The organism is Pseudomonas sp. E1BtOHC1, from assembly GCF_058744285.1.
The window spans coordinates 6,134,735-6,150,599 of sequence record NZ_CP196023.1 but is presented as its reverse complement, the minus strand read 5'-3'; the positions used below and the strand labels follow the sequence as shown (position 1 = coordinate 6,150,599).

The 15,865-nt window shown below is 61.7% G+C and carries 17 protein-coding genes and 2 pseudogenes; 7 read left to right on the top strand and 12 right to left on the bottom strand.

All coding sequences use genetic code 11. The features are described from left to right. Nucleotides 1-268: 268 nt before the first annotated feature. Nucleotides 269-1,894, top strand: coding sequence for a methyl-accepting chemotaxis protein (locus tag ACSSVC_RS27710; RefSeq protein ID WP_346632568.1), 1,626 nt, complete (start codon nucleotides 269-271; stop codon nucleotides 1,892-1,894). Between the two features lie 82 nt (nucleotides 1,895-1,976). On the opposite strand, the gene ACSSVC_RS27705 is transcribed toward ACSSVC_RS27710, so the two are convergent. Then, nucleotides 1,977-2,294 carry a PepSY domain-containing protein gene (locus ACSSVC_RS27705; protein ID WP_011062798.1) on the bottom strand — a complete coding sequence of 106 codons (318 nt, stop codon included), beginning with the start codon at nucleotides 2,292-2,294 and terminating at the stop codon, nucleotides 1,977-1,979. A gap of 155 nt (nucleotides 2,295-2,449) precedes the next feature. Here ACSSVC_RS27705 and ACSSVC_RS27700 point away from each other — a divergent pair, with 155 nt between their 5' ends. Beyond that, nucleotides 2,450-3,361, top strand: a complete 912-nt coding sequence (locus tag ACSSVC_RS27700) for a sterol desaturase family protein (protein WP_492611727.1) — start codon at nucleotides 2,450-2,452, stop codon at nucleotides 3,359-3,361. On the opposite strand, the gene ACSSVC_RS27695 is transcribed toward ACSSVC_RS27700, so the two are convergent. Together ACSSVC_RS27695 and ACSSVC_RS27690 are read right to left on the bottom strand one after the other, a co-directional pair. Next, nucleotides 3,339-4,019, bottom strand: a complete 681-nt coding sequence (locus tag ACSSVC_RS27695; protein ID WP_492611726.1) for a helix-turn-helix transcriptional regulator — start codon at nucleotides 4,017-4,019, stop codon at nucleotides 3,339-3,341. The genes ACSSVC_RS27700 and ACSSVC_RS27695 overlap by 23 nt on opposite strands. Further along, nucleotides 4,020-5,147, bottom strand: coding sequence for a glycerophosphodiester phosphodiesterase (locus ACSSVC_RS27690; protein WP_346632351.1), 1,128 nt, complete (start codon nucleotides 5,145-5,147; stop codon nucleotides 4,020-4,022). Between the two features lie 245 nt (nucleotides 5,148-5,392). On the opposite strand from ACSSVC_RS27690, the gene ACSSVC_RS27685 reads away from it, so the two are divergent. After that, a complete protein-coding gene (locus ACSSVC_RS27685) occupies nucleotides 5,393-5,728 on the top strand; it encodes a DUF2025 family protein (protein ID WP_102860665.1) in 336 nt (111 codons plus the stop codon). A gap of 46 nt (nucleotides 5,729-5,774) precedes the next feature. Here ACSSVC_RS27685 and ACSSVC_RS27680 read toward each other — a convergent pair whose 3' ends face one another. Next, nucleotides 5,775-6,098 (bottom strand): antibiotic biosynthesis monooxygenase family protein, encoded by a 324-nt coding sequence (locus tag ACSSVC_RS27680; protein ID WP_492611725.1) that lies wholly within the window; start codon nucleotides 6,096-6,098, stop codon nucleotides 5,775-5,777. Between the two features lie 2 nt (nucleotides 6,099-6,100). Then, nucleotides 6,101-6,814 carry a CTP synthase C-terminal region-related (seleno)protein gene (locus ACSSVC_RS27675; protein WP_446439221.1) on the bottom strand — a complete coding sequence of 238 codons (714 nt, stop codon included), beginning with the start codon at nucleotides 6,812-6,814 and terminating at the stop codon, nucleotides 6,101-6,103. A 62-nt stretch (nucleotides 6,815-6,876) separates the two neighbouring features. Here ACSSVC_RS27675 and ACSSVC_RS27670 point away from each other — a divergent pair, with 62 nt between their 5' ends. After that, nucleotides 6,877-7,782 carry a LysR family transcriptional regulator gene (locus tag ACSSVC_RS27670; protein WP_492611724.1) on the top strand — a complete coding sequence of 302 codons (906 nt, stop codon included), beginning with the start codon at nucleotides 6,877-6,879 and terminating at the stop codon, nucleotides 7,780-7,782. A gap of 7 nt (nucleotides 7,783-7,789) precedes the next feature. Here ACSSVC_RS27670 and ACSSVC_RS27665 read toward each other — a convergent pair whose 3' ends face one another. From ACSSVC_RS27665 to ACSSVC_RS27645, 5 genes and pseudogenes are all read right to left on the bottom strand, one after another. Then, nucleotides 7,790-8,329 carry a DUF1003 domain-containing protein gene (locus ACSSVC_RS27665; RefSeq protein ID WP_346632347.1) on the bottom strand — a complete coding sequence of 180 codons (540 nt, stop codon included), beginning with the start codon at nucleotides 8,327-8,329 and terminating at the stop codon, nucleotides 7,790-7,792. Nucleotides 8,330-8,417: 88 nt separating this feature from the next. Further along, nucleotides 8,418-8,855, bottom strand: a pseudogene (locus ACSSVC_RS27660) (methyl-accepting chemotaxis protein); the annotation flags it as partial. Between the two features lie 108 nt (nucleotides 8,856-8,963). Continuing rightward, nucleotides 8,964-9,737 (bottom strand): annotated as a pseudogene (locus ACSSVC_RS27655) (PAS domain-containing protein); the annotation flags it as partial. Between the two features lie 357 nt (nucleotides 9,738-10,094). Beyond that, nucleotides 10,095-11,165, bottom strand: coding sequence for a diguanylate cyclase (locus ACSSVC_RS27650; RefSeq protein ID WP_446439223.1), 1,071 nt, complete (start codon nucleotides 11,163-11,165; stop codon nucleotides 10,095-10,097). A 172-nt stretch (nucleotides 11,166-11,337) separates the two neighbouring features. After that, on the bottom strand, nucleotides 11,338-11,946 hold the full coding sequence (locus tag ACSSVC_RS27645; protein ID WP_346632344.1) for a TetR/AcrR family transcriptional regulator: 609 nt from the start codon (nucleotides 11,944-11,946) through the stop codon (nucleotides 11,338-11,340). A gap of 203 nt (nucleotides 11,947-12,149) precedes the next feature. Here ACSSVC_RS27645 and ACSSVC_RS27640 point away from each other — a divergent pair, with 203 nt between their 5' ends. Further along, entirely contained in the window at nucleotides 12,150-13,208 is a 1,059-nt protein-coding gene (locus ACSSVC_RS27640) for an MBL fold metallo-hydrolase (RefSeq protein WP_346632343.1), read from the top strand. Nucleotides 13,209-13,222: 14 nt separating this feature from the next. Next, nucleotides 13,223-13,417, top strand: coding sequence for a hypothetical protein (locus ACSSVC_RS27635; protein WP_492611723.1), 195 nt, complete (start codon nucleotides 13,223-13,225; stop codon nucleotides 13,415-13,417). A gap of 137 nt (nucleotides 13,418-13,554) precedes the next feature. Here the strand turns inward: ACSSVC_RS27635 and ACSSVC_RS27630 are convergent, their stop codons facing one another. After that, nucleotides 13,555-13,872, bottom strand: coding sequence for an XRE family transcriptional regulator (locus ACSSVC_RS27630; RefSeq protein ID WP_346632342.1), 318 nt, complete (start codon nucleotides 13,870-13,872; stop codon nucleotides 13,555-13,557). Between the two features lie 106 nt (nucleotides 13,873-13,978). Then, nucleotides 13,979-14,770 (bottom strand): AraC family transcriptional regulator, encoded by a 792-nt coding sequence (locus ACSSVC_RS27625; protein ID WP_346632341.1) that lies wholly within the window; start codon nucleotides 14,768-14,770, stop codon nucleotides 13,979-13,981. Between the two features lie 113 nt (nucleotides 14,771-14,883). On the opposite strand from ACSSVC_RS27625, the gene ACSSVC_RS27620 reads away from it, so the two are divergent. Further along, nucleotides 14,884-15,699, top strand: a complete 816-nt coding sequence (locus tag ACSSVC_RS27620) for a sulfite exporter TauE/SafE family protein (RefSeq protein WP_492611722.1) — start codon at nucleotides 14,884-14,886, stop codon at nucleotides 15,697-15,699. Nucleotides 15,700-15,865 lie beyond the last annotated feature (166 nt).

Genomic DNA, 15,865 nt, shown 5'->3' with positions numbered 1-15,865 from the left:
CTCGCAGGAGGGACAGTACCTGGCGCGGGTTTTACAGGTTCACTTGGGCCTCATCATGGCAAGGCTTTTTGACAGTTTTGTGACGTTTCAAAGTGCACAATCCGCGGCGCCATACCAGTGGTCGGCAGCGCTCAAGAATGGATCGCGGATGCCGATCACGCTCACATGCAATACGCATTCGATTTTCCTCGAATGCTCCTGACAGGGAAGTTCGGACCTACGCATGCCCTTAGTGGGCCTGCTCTATCCCTGCCATGAGATCTTCTCGATGTTTTTGCAAAAATCCCTGAGAGCGCAAATTCTTGCCCTGCTGAGCGGTAGCCTGTTTGCGATGCTGTTGATCGCCCTGGCGTGTTTTCACTTGCTGTCCGGTGGCGTGCAGAGCTATCGCGAGCTGATCGAAGGTCCGCTGCGCAGTTCGCAGCTGATCGACGAGGCCAACCTGCAGTTCAAGAGCCAGGTGCAGGAGTGGAAGAACGTGTTGCTGCGGGGCAAGCAGCCCCAGGAACTGAACAAGTACTGGCAGCAGTTCGAAGATCGTCAGCGGGATGTGCAGAACATCCTCGGCCAGTTGGCCCAGACGCCTGGCCTGGATTCGGGCCTCAAGAACCGGGCACAGCGCCTGGCCGAGGAGCACCGTTCGCTCGGCTCGGCCTATCAGAAAGGCCGTGACGCCTATGTGGCCGCAGGCGCCGACCCGAGTGCCGGCGACGCTGCGGTCAAGGGCGTGGACCGTGCCACCAGCGAACAGATGAGCGAGTTGGTGACCGAGTTGCGCAAGCACAGTGACCAGCAGTCCCGGGACATCAGCTCGGCGGCCGATCGTACGGTGTGGCTGGGCATCCTGGTGATGCTGGCTTCCGGTTTGCTGATCGGCCTGCTCAGCCTGTGGCTGGTGAACCGCAGCCTGGTGCAGCCGATCCGCCAGTTGATCGACTACGTCGCCCAGCTCAGCCGTGGTCAGTTCGCCGACCGGGTGGCCAGCGATCGCCAGGACGAACTGGGCAGGCTGGCGGCTGCTGCCAACACCCTGCGTGACTTCCTGGCCCAGACCTTCAGCAGTCTGCAGCGCAGCGCTTCGGACCTGGACAGCTCCAGCGGCGAGCTCAACTCCATTGCCACTTTGATGTCCCAGGGCACCAACGAGCAGTTCAACCGCACCGATCAGGTGGCGACGGCGATGAACGAGATGTCCGCCACGGCCCAGGAAGTGGCGCGCCACGCTGCCGATGCTGCGCGCGCCGCGGATGATGCCGACCAGTCGGCGCAGCAGGGCGAGCAGGTGATGCAGAGCACGATCCACAGCATCACCCAGATGCGTGGCGAGATTGCCAACACGGCCACGGTGATCCGCCGTCTGGAGGCCGACAGCGGGCGTATCGGCAAGGTCCTGGAAGTGATCCAGGGGATCGCCGAGCAGACCAACCTGCTGGCGCTCAACGCTGCCATCGAAGCGGCCCGGGCCGGTGAGGCGGGGCGCGGTTTTGCCGTGGTCGCCGATGAGGTGCGCAGCCTGGCCCAGCGTACTGCGGCGTCCATCATCGAGATCAACCAGATCATCCAGAGCGTGCAGACCGGTGCGGTGGATGCGGCCCAGGCCATCGAGAGCGGCCAGTCCCGCAGCGAGCAGAGTGTGCAGCAGGTGACCGAGGCCGGTGCAATGCTGGAGCGCATCACCGAAGCGGTGGAAGCGATCCGCGACATGAATCGGCAGATCGCCACTGCCGCCGAGGAGCAGACGTCGGTGGCCGAGGACATCTCGCGCAACCTGACCGAGATCACTTCGATTGCCAGTACCAACCTCGACAACGTCCAGCGTACCGAAGCGGCGAGCCGCAACCTGCACGGCCTGTCGGGACAGTTGAACGAAGTCACGGCGCGTCTCGGCGCCTGAGGTCGCTCACCCTGTATGCGGGCCCCAAAGCACAAGGCCGCGCTCCCGAAACGGGGCGCGGCCTTGTGCTGTGTGCGGGGGCTTACTTGTCTTGCTTGTTGCTCAGAACCTTGCCGGTCTTGGCGTCCAGGTCCACGTCCCACTCGATGCCTTTGCTGTCACGCAGTTCCACCTGGTAGACGTAGGCGCCTGTCGCGGTCTGCTCCAGCTCGGTGTCGGTGATGCTGGCGGCGGTGGTGCCCGGGTGCTGGGCCAGGGCCGCCTGGTTGAGTTTTTCCAGGTCCATGATGGCGCCGGATTTGAGCAGGCCCGGGATCAGGTCCGGACGGACATCGGCCTGGGCCAGGCCGGCGGTCAGGGTCAGGGCGGCAGCGGCGAACAGAGCGGAGAACTTGGTCATGGGTTGATTCCTTGGGGTGATGGGTTTCGATGGACACAGGTTAGCCACTGCAACTTAATTCACCCTTAATTCAGGTCAGTGGTTGCGCCGTTTGTTCAAGCCAGAGGGCGGGGGCGGGGCCCAAGCTGGTGTCTCCCTTCTAGGAGACTCAGTGAATGAAACGATGGCTTGCGTGGTTGTATGCCCCCTTGTTCTTTGGTGGATTCATCGGTGGTGCGGTGTGCTGGATGAGTGCGGGAGAGGCTTCTGCGAGTGGGTTGCTGGTGCTGTTTGCGGCTGCGCTCCTGGTGTCTTTCCTGGTGGAGTGGGTCCTGCCTTATGAGCCGGCATGGAATCGCTCCCAGGGTGACCGCCTGCGGGACAGTCTGCATGCCCTGGTCAATGAGGGTCTGAATGCCCTGGGCCTGCTCGCATTGCCGGGGCTGGTGGCGCTGTTGGCCCATGACGGCCTGTGGCCTGGGGACTGGTCGCTCTGGGGCCAACTGTTGCTGGCAATAGTGATCGCCGATTGCGGGATCACCCTGGCTCATTACGCCAGCCATCGCTGGGCCTGGCTCTGGCGCCTGCATGCGGTGCACCACAGTGTGCTGCGCATGTACGGTTTCAACGGTCTGCTCAAGCATCCCCTGCACCAACTGCTGGAAGCGACGGCGGGGTTGCTGCCGTTGTTGGTACTGGGCATCCCGCTGCCAGTGGCAGAGTTGCTGGCCCTGGCCATCGCCATTCAGTTGCTGTTGCAGCATTCCAATGTCGATATGCGCTTGGGATTGCTGCGCCTGGTGTTTGCCTGGGCGCCGGTGCATCGCTTTCACCATATGAAGTACGGCCGCGCCGGTGACGTGAATTTCGGTCTTTTCTTCAATCTCTGGGACTGGCTGTTGGGAACCGCGTTCTATCGGCATGACTACCCGATGCGCCAGGGCGACCTGGGCATCGGTAGCCGTCCGGACTATCCGGTGGATTACTGGCCGCAGTTGCTGGAGCCATTCAAGGCCCAACGCTATGCCGCCGAGCCCAAGGTGCCCGAGGCGTTGCGGCGCCCGGTCAATCCAGCAGGCGGGGCCTGAGGGTTTTCAGGGCCTGCCCGGCGGTGACGCCGAACAGTGCCTTCAAGGTGCGGGAGAAGTGCGCGGTGTCGGCGAACCCGGCGCCGTGGGCCGCCTGGGCCATGGCCTGCCCCTCCAGCAACAGGGCCATGGCCAGACGCAGACGTCGCCACAGCACCAGGCGCCGTACCGGCAGGCCTACATCACGGGCGAACAGCCGTTCCAGCTGGCTCAGAGACACATGGGCCTGGGCTGCCAATTGCGTCGCTGCCACCTTGCCCTCCAGGGCGGCGTCCAGGGCCAGCAGCGCCCGTGCCACACGACGGTCGGCAATGGGCTGGCGCGGACAACTGCGCAGCGCCGCTTCCAGGCCGGGCATTGACGGCTCGATACGGCTGACGCAGAGCTGCAGGTCCCGGGCCGCGATGCGCAGTGGCTCGGCGTAGACCGTGAAGGCCCGGTCGGGGGCCTGGATGATGGCGTGGCGGCGCAGGGCCTGGATCAACAGGAAGTGACCACTGAGCCGGACACCGTCCAGTTCCACGGTGACCGGCTGTTGGGGGGCAATGATCAGTTGATGGGCATAGTGAGCGTGGGGCGTGGTGCGCCCCATCACCCCGTGGATCAGACCGAAGTCATGGCCCAGCCAGAGTTCGCCGCTCCAGTGTGAAGCGGACATTCAGTAACCGCTGGCCTCCAGCAACTGGGCCACGCTGGCGCTGGCCGGCCGCTTGAAATACTTGAGCAGTTCGGCGCTGCGGTTGGTGAAGATGCCATCGACCCCGGCCTCCATGACCTTGTTGAAATCCACCGGTTCATCGATGGTGTAGACGTGCACCAGCAGGCCCTGGTCGTGGGTGTACTGATTCATCCAGGGTTGCACCAGATCCGCATAGCTCTGATCGCCGCCAGCCGTCAACGCTGCGCAGGGACCGGTGCCGATGGCACCCTGGGTCTTGGCGAAGTCGACCCAGCGCTTGAACTCGGCCTGGTCCTTGGGTTGCTGTTTGGCATAAAAAGCGGCCTTGTCGGTTTCGCCGCTGCTGGCGAAGGTCTGCCCGGAGGCTGGCTCGATGCTGCCGGGAGCCACCCACAGCAACAGGATTTTCGGCACCTTGGGCATTTCCTTGTGCAGCAACTCCAGGCTGTGTTTGTCGAAGGTCTGCAGCACGACCTTGCCTTTGCCCTGGCCCACTGCCAGCTCGCTTTTCGCCAGCTTGGAGCCCGCCGGGCTCAGCCAGCCACGGTCCTGGAGTTTTTCCTTGAGATCGTGCTCGATGCCGGGGAACAGCTGGGGCTCCTTGGTCTCGATGTAGAGTCCGGGTTTGTGTTGTGGATTGCCCAGGGCGATGTCGATGATCTCGTCCAGGGTGAGGATCTTCAGGCCGGCGAAGCCCGGGCGGGCGCGGTCCGGATGGGCCTGGTTGAACCAGCTGCCGGCGTCGAGGGTTTTCAGTTCGGCCATGGTGAAGGCGTTGGCCGGGCTGTCCTTGCGTTCGGGGAATTTCTGCGCCACGTCGGTAGTGCGTTGCAGGTTGTTGTCATGCAAGACGAAGAGCACACCGTCCTTGCTGCGCTGCAGGTCCATCTCCAGGTAGTCGGCGCCCAGGTCCCGGGCCAGCCTGTAGGACGCCGCGGTGGACTCGGGGGCATCGAAAGACGCACCACGGTGGGCGATCACCGCCGGCTGCGGGATCCCCTGGCGAGCGGCAAGCGCGTCTGGATCGGGCTGTTCAGTGGCCTGGGCCAGGCCGCAACCGAGCATCAGGGCCAACATCAGGGCACAAGGGGGGAAGGTCGCTGGCATGCTCGAAATCCTTTCGTGGAGGCAAGTACAAGGAGATATCTTTTAGCAACTCAATGACGCTTGTGCTATCTCCAGAGCGACATAAATCCTTCTCATACGCATCTTTCGCGGTTTTCTCCGGTGCTTTGCAGTACTCTTGGGCGCTGCAGTTTCCCCATCAGAGGGAAGCCCGAAAACAGCCCCTTCCTTGCCTCGCGTGTAGACCATCGATCACCCGTCCCATGGGACTTACAGTGAGGTTTACCATGAGCATCACCTCCGAACTCATCTGCCAGGCTGCCGATCAGCTCAAGGGCTTTGTCGGCTTCAATCGCAAGACCGGTCGCTACATCGTGCGTTTCAGCGAAGACTCCTTCGGCATGGATGTGGCGGATGACGCCATAGTGCCGGCCAATGAATTTGTCTGGGCGCCGGTGTCCGATCAGGCCATGAGCCTCAAGCGCGAGCAGATCCAGTTGCTGCTGGATCAGAACATCGACGACCGGATCAACATCAGCGAACCGCTGCGGGTTTACATGCGTCGCAGCGATCTACCGGAAATCCAGGCGGTGCGCAGCCTGCTGTCGACCGCCCAGGGCTGACCCGTGCTTGCCCTGAGCCGCATCCGGAGCGGCTCAGGGGCTTGCTTCAAATGCCGAAGCTGTAGGCCCGCTCCACCTTGCTTACCCGGGTATGAAAGTACCGGTACCAGTCGTTGCGACCACGCTCGCGGATGGCGCGGTGTTCGGTGTGTTGTTTCCAGGCCAGGATCGCCGCCTCGCAGGTCCAGTAGGACACGGTGATACCGAAGCCATCCTCACCCCGTGCCGATTCGGCCCCAAGGAATCCCGGTTGTTGGCGAGCCAGCTCGACCATGTGTTCGGCCGCCTGGTCATAGGCGGGATCGGCTTCACGGCGCTGGGAACTGAAGATCACTGCGTAATAGGGTGGGGCGGGCGTCTGGCCGATCATCCTTACGCCTCCAGGCAAGCGTTGAGCAGGGCTGTCACCAGGGGCGGCGTACGGCCTTGGAGGGCGGCGCGCTCGGGCTGGAACAGTGTGGCAACGAAGAATGGATGCCCCTCCAGTTCCACGGCGCGCAAGTCGCCGTCGCTGTCGTGGCCGGTAGGGCGCAGCGCACCACTGAGCAGCGGGGCCGCAAAGTCCGGATTGACCCCATAGCGGCAGCGATAACCTTCCTCGATGCTCGGAGTGCCGTAGGCCTGGGCGATCCGGCTGCCGCTTTGCAGCTGGATTCGGTCGTGGGCTTCCACCAGGGCGCAGCTCAAGGGGGTGAGCACCGCGCGCTGGGCATGAGGGGTGATCTCACCGTGCTCGGCGTCGCTCCAGCCCAGCACGTTGCGGGCATATTCCAGCACTGCGTGCTGAAAGCCGCCGCAGGTGCCGAGGAAGGGCCGTTGCTGTTCCCGGGCCACACGGATCGCCAAGAGGGCACCGTCGATGTGGCGGTAGGGACTGCCAGGCACGCACCAGATTCCGTCGAAGCCGTTGAGCTGTTGCTCGTGGGTCAGCTCCGGCGTGGCCAGCCATTGGTAGTCCACCCTGACCCCGCTATCGGTCGCGGCGCGCTCCAGGGCCAGGGGAATGGCCTGGTGTGCGGTGATCTGTGGGTCGTAATCCCCTACCAGGGCGATGCGGATGGTGGCTGTAGATCGGGCTGGGTGCATGTGGCCTCTCCGGTTGTGGCGCTGACTTGTCGACTGCCTGGAGCCACTATAGATTGGCGATCATGCAATCAATATTGGCGTTTCACCAAGTGATCAATGCAGCCGTGCACTATCAGCTGGACTATCCCGACCTGTCACTGATTCTCGCCCTGGTCCGTGGCGGCTCCCTGGCTCGCGCCGCGGCCCTGCTCAAGGTGGATGTTTCCACGGTGTTTCGTGCGGTGCGCCGGCTGGAGGCCGGGCTCGGGCAGCAGTTGTTCGACAAGAGCCGCGCTGGCTATCTGCCCACCAGCCTGGCTCAGGCCCTGGCACAGCAGGCTGAACAGGCGGAGCAGGCCTTGGAGGCCGCGCGGATCGGCGTGGCCCAGGGAGGAGAGGTGATCAGCGGCACAGTGCGCCTGACTTGCACAGATTCGGTGTTGCAAGGTCTGCTGCTGCCGGCCCTGGCGCAATTCATGCCGAACTACCCGGCGCTGGTGATCGAACTCTGTACGTCCAATGATTTCGCCAACCTCAATCGGCGTGATGCGGACATAGCGGTGCGTCTGACCGCAACACCTCCGGAACATCTGGTGGGACGTTGCCTGGGAGCGGTGTCGTATCGGCTGTGCGCGAGCCCGGCGTACAAGCAACGGGTGGACTGTAGCGACCTGTCGAAGGTGGCCTGGATCGCCCCGGATGATTTTCTCCCCGACCATCCCACCGTGGCCTGGCGCCGTCAGCGCTGGCCTGGTGTGCAGCCCAGCTATCGCTGCAACAGCATGCTCGCGGTGACCGAACTGGTAAGGGCCGGCCTCGGCGTTGCAGCCTTGCCGGATTTTCTCATGGGCAGTGGCGGTCTGGAGGCGTTGAGTGAACCCTTGGGCCATGACACAGCTCTGTGGCTGCTGACCCGTCCGGATTGCCGGGCCCTGCGTTCGGTGGTGACTCTGTTTGATGAACTGGCGCGCCATCTGCGCTGGCCATGAGCGGGGCTCAGGTGTCGGGCTGATCCTTGTGCACAAAGTGCGCGTGCATCTCGCTGGTCAGGTTCTCGATGCGTTCGGTCAGTTGCTTGGTCATTTCCGTGAGCCGGGTGTTCTGCTCCAGCAACTCCAGCAGTTGGCTGGTGGTCTGCGCGGCCTGGGCCTGGCGTTCACTGTTAGCGATGGCCAGGGCTTCGCGGTGCTGGGCGTCTGCGTCCGATTGGGCCTTGTCCCGTGCGGCCTGGCGGGTCTGGGCCAGGAGGATCAGCGGTGCGGCGTAGGCTGCTTGCAGGCTGAAGGCCAGGTTCAGAAGGATGAAGGGGTAGACATCGAACTGGGTCACGCCAGTGAGGTTGAGGGCAATCCAGATCACGACGATCAGGGTCTGTGCTCCGAGAAAGGTCGGGGTACCAAAGAACCGGGCAAAGGCTTCCGCCTTCAAGGCAAAGGTGTCGTTGCCAAAGGTCGGAGCGAGGTGGGCGTGGGCACGGTGAAAGCGCAGATGGTCGACGATTGGGGTGGTTTTTTCCGGGGTGTCGCTGGAACTCATGATGGCCTCCGCCAGGCGTTGGGACGTCAGGCCACTATAGTCCTCAAGGCCAGGCCCGACGTCATTATCGACGTCGGGAAAACCACCCTCAGAGCACGTCGCGTTCGTTGGCGAACATGCTGACCGCTTGCACCGCGTCACTGGCGCCATCGCGAATCTGCAGGATCACGGTCCCGGCCTGATCCGCCAGTTGCACGCCCTTGGCGGCTCGTTCACGAGTGCCGTCCATGCTCTTGATCGCTTGCTGCGTTTCGTTCTGGATCATGTCGATCATGCTGGAGATTTCCGCCGTCGAGCCGCTGGTGCGTGCCGCCAGTTGCCGGACTTCGTCGGCCACCACGGCAAAACCTCGGCCCTGTTCTCCGGCCCGGGCGGCCTCGATGGCAGCGTTGAGGGCCAGCAGGTTGGTCTGATCGGCAATCCCGCGAATAGTGTTGACGATGGCGGTGATTTGCTCGGAACGTTCGCCGAGGCGGGCGATCAGCGAGGAAGAGTCCTCGATGTTATGGGCGATCTGGCGCATCTCGCTGGCAGCCTGCTGGATCACCCCGGTGCCTTGTTCGGCGACTTTCCGGGTCTCCACCGAGATGTGATACGCCTGGCTCGCACTCTGGGCGTCCTGCTCATGCTTCTCTACCTGCTGAGTCACGTCTGCAGCGTACTTGACCACCTTGCACAGGCGTCCGCTGGCGTCATAGACCGGGTTGTAATTGGCTTCCAGCCACAGCGTGCGCCCATGCCTGTCGATCCGCTCGAAGCGGCCGTTGAAGAACTCCCCCCTGTTCAGGCGATTCCAGAAGTCCTGGTAGGCGCTGCTGCTGATCAGCTCGGGTTTGCAGAACATCCGGTGATGCTTGCCCTTGATCTCCGCTAGGCTGTAGCCCATACGGCTGAGGAAGTTGGCGTTGGCGCCAATGATGCTGCCGTCGAGGTTGAACTCGATGACCGCCATGGCCCGGTCGATGGCCTCCAGTTTGTTCCGGGCCTCGACTTCCTCTTGCACCCTGGCGGTGACGTCAAGGGCGTACTTGACCACTTTGTACACCGTGCCGGAGGCATCGCGGATCGGGTTGTAGCTGGCTTCCAGCCACAGGCTCTGGCCCGCGGCGCCAACCCGCTCAAAGGTGCCGGACTCGAACTGGCCATTTTTCAGGCGGGTCCACAATTGCTGGTAGTCGGCGCTGCGAGCGTATTCCGGGAGGCAGAACAGTCGGTGAGACTGGCCGATCACCTGATCTTGCCGATAGCCCAGAGTCTTCAGGAAGTTGTCGTTGGCTCGGAGCACCGTGCCCTGGAGGTCAAACTCGATCACCGCCATGGAGCGGTCGATGGCGTCCAGAAGGTGGGATTGTTCGGCGATGGTCTGGTTCAGGGAATCGATGGTCTTGTTGTGACGGTTGAATAGCATGTTGGCAGGTGCTCTGTGGGAGAAACGTCGCGTCGATCCCTATGGAGTGCGCCGGTATGCCGAAAGCTCCCCGGCGATCGGCATTATCTGCTCAATGTCAGCGTTCCATGACTGACAGATAATTTCGCAGCGGTGAAGCGGGCGACATTTCGGGCGAACGTCGCTGGCCGCATCAAGAGGATACGTAACGGCTGCGAATCGATTTAGTTGGATTGGATGACTTGGCTGGCAGCGGTGCCGCGGGGGTTATCCGCTGCTGCAAAGTGGCGGCATTATGATGTCAGTCACGAAGAAAAATCCAAATAAACTTGTACAGAAATATTTTTTACTTCCTTTTTGTATAAGTTTTGGCGGTTTTTATGCCATTTGCGCGGGAGAGAAATGGGCTTCGCTGTCATTGCTGGCAGTACGGTTGCGCCCGCTGTTCTTGGCTAGATACAGGGCCTTGTCCGCCGCATCGAGCCAGCCTGCAGGGTCTGGAAAGCTTGAGTCGAAAGCCGCCAGGCCGATACTCAGGCTGACCTTCAGTTCCTGCACTTCTGGATGCCGGTACTGATTGAAGACCTGGCGCAGGCGCTCCATCACATCAAGGGCCTGTTGCCGGCTCATGCGTGGCAGGATCACGCAGAACTCGTCGCCACCGTAGCGACCGGCGAGATCGTCATGGCGCAGGTTGCGGCGTAGTTCATTGCTCAAATGGCGCAGCACTGTATCGCCGACAATATGCCCGTAGGTGTCGTTGATCGCTTTGAAGTGGTCGATGTCGATCAAGGCGATGCTGGCTTCCATCTGCTGCTGCTGGCACTTGTGGAACTTGATGTGCAACAGGTCTTTCCACGAGCCGTGGTTGAGCAGGCCGGTAAGGCTGTCGGTGCGGCTCAGGGCGCTGAGGGCGCGCTTGTGTTCGGACAGTTTGATCGCCAGTCGATAGCAGACCATGCCCACGGCCAGGGGGTAGAGGGTCAGCATGGGCAGGCAGGCATAGATCTGCAGCGGGCTGATCTGCGCACTGAAGTTGGCCCCGATCAGCGCCCAGGACAGCAGTATCCCGGCACATTGGGCCAGGCCGCCACGAATGAACAGGCGCAAGCCGCCTGCGGCGACGTTGTTCATGGTCATCATCGAGAGGATGGTGACTGCCGGCAGGGGATTGAATTGCATGGTTGCCGCCCAGAATCCCCCCAGCAGTGAGTCATACAACAGGTTGCGGCGTTCTGCCCGGTAGGGAAAGTCCGAGCGGGTGGAAAGCTGATACGCCAGATGGGGCCAGATCAGGCCGTGGAACAACAGCAGGGCCCATATCCAGTCAGGCGGTGCCAGGGGGTAAAGTGCGGCCAGGACACTGATGCCGCCGATACTCAGGCCGATGATCCTTGGCCAATAGATGCGTCGGGCAAATGACAGCCCCTTGCCGCGTTGGTTTTCCATAAATTCCTGCACCGGATTCTGTACTGAAACACCTTGTGGTGTTTTTTGCGGCTTGGCCGTTTATCGGATCAGTTTGGTGAATATTGTCATTTATTCCAGTGGGAATAATCAGTGTCCTTCGAAGCCATTTAACAGTGGCCGGGAACGTCGTGTGACAGGAGCGCAAGCAGGGTCATGCCTGGTAGTGAGTCAGGAACATGTCCAGCGCCGACTCGATGACCCGGGTTTGCATGTCCTCTGTCAGGGTCGGCTGGCCCATGGTGATCTGCGGCCAGAAGGCAAAGCTCTTGAGCAGCCCGTGCATCTGTTGCGCGGCGAACTCCGGGTCCAGGGGCTTGAGGCGGCCGTCAGCCAGCGCCCCGCGGATCCACAGGGTCAGGCCTTCTTCCCGTTCGCCGAGTCGCGCCACCATGTTCTGTGCTCGCTCGGGGGAGTGGATGGTGGCGGCGATGGCGACTCGGGCCAGGTCGAGGAAGTTGTTGTCGGCCAGCAGTTGCAGCTTGGCTCGCAGAACGTTTTGCAACTGCTCGCGCAATGGCTGGTCGCTGCGGTAGCTGACCTCCGATTGGGCGCTGGTGCTGGTCCAGAGCTTATGCAGAATTTCGGCGAACAACTCTTCCTTGCTGGGGAAGTGGTTGTACACCGTACGCTTGGAAACCCCGGCCGTGGCGGCGATCTTGTCCATGCTGGTGATTTCGAAACCGCTGGCGCGGAATTCGCTGATCGCCGCCTGGATGATGGCATTGCGTTTGAGGTCGGTGAGGCGCTTCGGGGCTGTCATAAGTTGGGTTCGGTCAGGGTAGGCGTTGAAATCAGTCGGCAGTCTACTTCGTCTTAATCCTGTTGCAATGTAGAAACTACACTGTGTAGTGTAGTTCTTCTTGAGAACGATGATTGGCGGCTGATGCTTGCGTGCCTTGGCCAGTAGATCGTCCCGCAGAACAACGTCGGAACCTGCCGCATTCCAATGGAGTCATTTCAATCATGGCCACTGTTTCGTCCAGCGTCACACGCCCCCCCCGCCAGGAAACTTCCCGCCAGGAACAGGGCGCCTTTCGTAACCATGCTCCGGTACATCGCGCCGGTTTCGGTAAAACCCTGCAGATTTTCTGGAACATGCTGTTCCACAAACCGCGTAATACCCGTCCGGCCGGAGCTATCCCTGTACAGCCGCTGACCCGCGAGCAACTGCAGGCGGCCCCCAATCACAGCGTGTTTCGTCTTGGGCACTCCACGGTGCTGTTGAAGATGCGTGGCAAGTTCTGGATCACTGACCCGGTGTTTGCCGAACGTGCGTCCCCGGTGCAATGGGCCGGTCCGAAGCGTTTTCACCAGCCCCCCATCAGCCTGGAGGCTTTGCCCGAGATCGAGGCGGTGATCCTGTCCCATGACCACTACGATCACCTGGACCACCAGACAGTACTGGCTCTGGCAGCCAAGACCCGGCACTTCCTCACCCCGCTGGGAGTGGGAGATACCCTGATCAAGTGGGGGGTACCCGCGGCGAAGGTCCGGCAGCTGGATTGGTGGCAGGGGTGCGAAGTCGAGGGCATCCGCTTTATCGCTACGCCGTCGCAGCACTTTTCCGGTCGCGGGTTGTTCGATGGCAACCACACCTTGTGGGCGTCCTGGGTCATGATCGACGCCGCGACGCGGATCTTCTTCAGCGGCGATACCGGTTATTTCGACGGTTTCAAGCGTATTGGTCAGCAGTACGGGCCCTTTGATCTGACGCTGATGGAAACCGGTGCCTACAACGTCGAATGGCCCCATGTTCACATGCAGCCGGAACAAACCCTGCAAGCTCACATCGACCTGCAGGGGCGCTGGTTGCTGCCAATCCACAACGGCACCTTTGACCTGGCCATGCATGCTTGGCATGAACCCTTCGACCGTATCCTGGCCCTGGCCTGGGAGCGCAGTATCAATATCACCACGCCGCAAATGGGCGAAGCCTTCAACCTGGCTCAGCCTCAGCGGGGCGGGGCCTGGTGGTTGGAGGTGGAAGGCGCCCCCGAACAGGCGGCTGTCGAATCCGCGTAATCATTTCCTGATCCATGTCCGGCTCCCTTTGTGGTTGGGGGGATGTGCTGATCCCCAGTTTCAGTCTGGCGGTCTTTGTGCAACTGGACCCGGAGGTTCGCTTGCAGCGCTTGCGTGTCCGGGAATTCCAGCGCTACGGCGAGCAGATTTTCGAGGGGGGCGAGCGTCATGCCGCGACCCAGACTTTTCTCACCTGGGCCGCCGGCTAAGACGAGGGTGGTCACGGAACCCGCAGTCTGCGGCGCCATGAAACCTGGATCAAAACCCTGGGCTGTCCGCTTGTTCGCCTGGATTCGACCCAGCTTTCAGTGCCGGACTTGTGCGGGCAACTGCTCAAGGCACTGGATCACTCGATCATTGCGTAGTCAGGGCGTTCCATGGGATTGGGGGTAGCGCCCTTGATATTCATGCCGCGGCCGGGAGTGAAGCCGGGAAAGAACACCAGCCCTTGAGCTTCAAGGCAGAACGCCAGTGCCAGGCGGGTCACGTCACGCACCTCGTAACCGGCTTCGAAGCGCTGGATGGCTTGCACCGAGACTGCGGACTCACGGGACAGTCGATCCATGTCCCAATCCAGCATGTCCCGGGCTTGGGCACAGTGCTGCGGAGTGAATTGATAGAGGGCGATACGTTCCAGGGTGATTTTCATCGCTAGAGAGGCCATGGTTTTCTCCGGGAGGTTAGGCAGGAAGTTGGCTTTATACTGGTTATTTGTACAGTTGTTTTATTCCCGGATCAAACTGATTTTTGCTCTCGGCACGCGCCTTTGGTCACAAGGTTTTTCCCGGGGGCGGGTCCGCCCTGTTCAGGTAGGTACTGGGGGACTGTCCCAGCACTCGGCGGAACATGGTGGAGAATGCACCGGGGCTGTCATAGCCGAAATCCAGGGCGATGCGTGTCACGGGCTCCGCGGCTGCCAGCCGCGCCAGGGCCAGGATCACGCAGGCTCGTTGTCGCCATTGAATGAAGCTCATACCCGTTTGCTGGCGGAAGACGCGATTGAAAGTGCGCAGGCTGACGTGCAACCGATCCGCCCAGTGCTCCGGGGATTGGTGAATATCGGGCTGTCCGAGAAAGGCCTGGCACAACTCCAGTAGCGGGCCATCAGCCGGCAGGGGGATATGCAGCGGTAGCGCAGTGCTGCGTTGCAGTTCATGCAGCAGCAGCTCGACCAGCAATCCGTCACGCCCGCCCTGATCGTATTCCAGGGGAATCTCTACGGCCTCCAGAAGCAGTTGGCGCAACAATGGCGAGACGCTGACGACTCGACAGCCGCTGTTATCCAGGGGCGCCGCGGCAGGTTCGATATACAGGCTGCGGGTACTGACTCCGAGCATCAGCACCTCATGCTCCACCCCGGACGGGATCCACACCGCATGTTGCGGTGGTACTACCCAGTTGCCCTGATCGGTACCCACCTGCATGACCCCGGTAGCGCCATACAGCAGCTGTGCCCGCCGATGGCGGTGGCGGGGCAGGCGTTGGCCGTCGGCGTAGTCGGTTCCGATGGCCAGTACCGGACGCGGTGTCTGATCCAGTTGATCGATGGAGATGTTGCGCATGCCGAGTCGTTCCGTGTTTGGCGTAAACGCAAACATTATTGGCTGACTTGCTGAAGTCGGCCAAGCGGTGAAGCTCTATCGTCCAGGTCTTCTGCAAAGACGAGCGTGGTCCGATGTTCTATCTACTGCTGGCATTTTTTGGTTGCATGACGGGCATCAGCGCCGTGCTGTTCGGCTTTGGCGGCGGATTTGTAGTGGTGCCGCTGCTGTACTGGATGTTGCTGGGCAGCCAGGGCGCGGACTCGGCAGCAGGGCAGTCGGCGATGCATGTCGCGGTGGCTACCTCGACTTGCGTGATGATCGTCAATGCCCTGGTCGCTAGCCGTCGACATCAGCGTGCGGGCAATCTTGTTCGCCACTATCTGTGGCCTCTGGGGGGCTATATAGGTCTGGGGGCGATCTTGGGGGCGGCGGCGGCCATGTGGGTCAGTGGCGAAGTGATTCGTTATGCCTTTATCGCCTATCTGGGGATCACCATTGCCGACTGCCTGCTGCGACGCGGTTTTCTTGATCCGTCGCAAGGGCAGAAAGCGCGCCTCCTTGGCGCCCGCGAAACGCTCTTTGGCGGTGTAGGAATAGGTGTTGTCGCCACCTTTCTCGGCGTAGGCGGCAGTGTCATGACGGTGCCACTATTGCGCCGTTGCGGTCTGACCATGACCCAGGCCACCTCAATGGCCAATCCTCTGAGCGTGCCTGTGGCGTTGGCGGGAACTGTCACCTACATGGGCCTGGCCCGTTTCAGCCCGTTCGATTTCGGACCCTGGTTCGTCGGTTATGTGGATCTGCTGGCGTTCTCGGTACTGACCCTCGGCTCGTTGCTGGGCATCCGCCTGGCCACTCCCTGGATTGGCAGAATTCCCGACCGTATGCATGCCCGGGTGTACATCGGCCTGTTGTTGCTGGTGCTGCTCAGCATGTGCCTGAAGTGATAGGAGCATCACGCTTGGTGGCTCGCCTGTCCTTGGCCGCAGGTCCAAATTGCCCGATGCGCAACGCTGGCTCTGGCTTGGATGAGCGCGTTGCCGGCTTTTTCATACAAGGGAGTTCCCATGTTCAACGGATTGATATGCCAGATCTTCGGCGTCCTGTGGCTTT

Excerpts from the sequence above, each read along its gene's own strand:
- ACSSVC_RS27700 (WP_492611727.1), top strand. The coding sequence starts at position 2,450 with ATGAAACGATGGCTTGCGTGGTTGTATGCCCCCTTGTTCTTTGGTGGA.
- ACSSVC_RS27635 (WP_492611723.1), top strand. The coding sequence starts at position 13,223 with ATGTCCGGCTCCCTTTGTGGTTGGGGGGATGTGCTGATCCCCAGTTTC.
- ACSSVC_RS27630 (WP_346632342.1), bottom strand. The coding sequence starts at position 13,872 with ATGGCCTCTCTAGCGATGAAAATCACCCTGGAACGTATCGCCCTCTAT.
- ACSSVC_RS27685 (WP_102860665.1), top strand. The coding sequence starts at position 5,393 with ATGAGCATCACCTCCGAACTCATCTGCCAGGCTGCCGATCAGCTCAAG.
- ACSSVC_RS27670 (WP_492611724.1), top strand. The coding sequence starts at position 6,877 with ATGCAATCAATATTGGCGTTTCACCAAGTGATCAATGCAGCCGTGCAC.
- ACSSVC_RS27640 (WP_346632343.1), top strand. The coding sequence starts at position 12,150 with ATGGCCACTGTTTCGTCCAGCGTCACACGCCCCCCCCGCCAGGAAACT.
- ACSSVC_RS27680 (WP_492611725.1), bottom strand. The coding sequence starts at position 6,098 with ATGATCGGCCAGACGCCCGCCCCACCCTATTACGCAGTGATCTTCAGT.
- ACSSVC_RS27625 (WP_346632341.1), bottom strand. The coding sequence starts at position 14,770 with ATGCGCAACATCTCCATCGATCAACTGGATCAGACACCGCGTCCGGTA.
- ACSSVC_RS27620 (WP_492611722.1), top strand. The coding sequence starts at position 14,884 with ATGTTCTATCTACTGCTGGCATTTTTTGGTTGCATGACGGGCATCAGC.
- ACSSVC_RS27675 (WP_446439221.1), bottom strand. The coding sequence starts at position 6,814 with ATGCACCCAGCCCGATCTACAGCCACCATCCGCATCGCCCTGGTAGGG.
- ACSSVC_RS27705 (WP_011062798.1), bottom strand. The coding sequence starts at position 2,294 with ATGACCAAGTTCTCCGCTCTGTTCGCCGCTGCCGCCCTGACCCTGACC.
- ACSSVC_RS27665 (WP_346632347.1), bottom strand. The coding sequence starts at position 8,329 with ATGAGTTCCAGCGACACCCCGGAAAAAACCACCCCAATCGTCGACCAT.
- ACSSVC_RS27645 (WP_346632344.1), bottom strand. The coding sequence starts at position 11,946 with ATGACAGCCCCGAAGCGCCTCACCGACCTCAAACGCAATGCCATCATC.
- ACSSVC_RS27650 (WP_446439223.1), bottom strand. The coding sequence starts at position 11,165 with ATGGAAAACCAACGCGGCAAGGGGCTGTCATTTGCCCGACGCATCTAT.
- ACSSVC_RS27710 (WP_346632568.1), top strand. The coding sequence starts at position 269 with ATGTTTTTGCAAAAATCCCTGAGAGCGCAAATTCTTGCCCTGCTGAGC.
- ACSSVC_RS27695 (WP_492611726.1), bottom strand. The coding sequence starts at position 4,019 with ATGTCCGCTTCACACTGGAGCGGCGAACTCTGGCTGGGCCATGACTTC.
- ACSSVC_RS27690 (WP_346632351.1), bottom strand. The coding sequence starts at position 5,147 with ATGCCAGCGACCTTCCCCCCTTGTGCCCTGATGTTGGCCCTGATGCTC.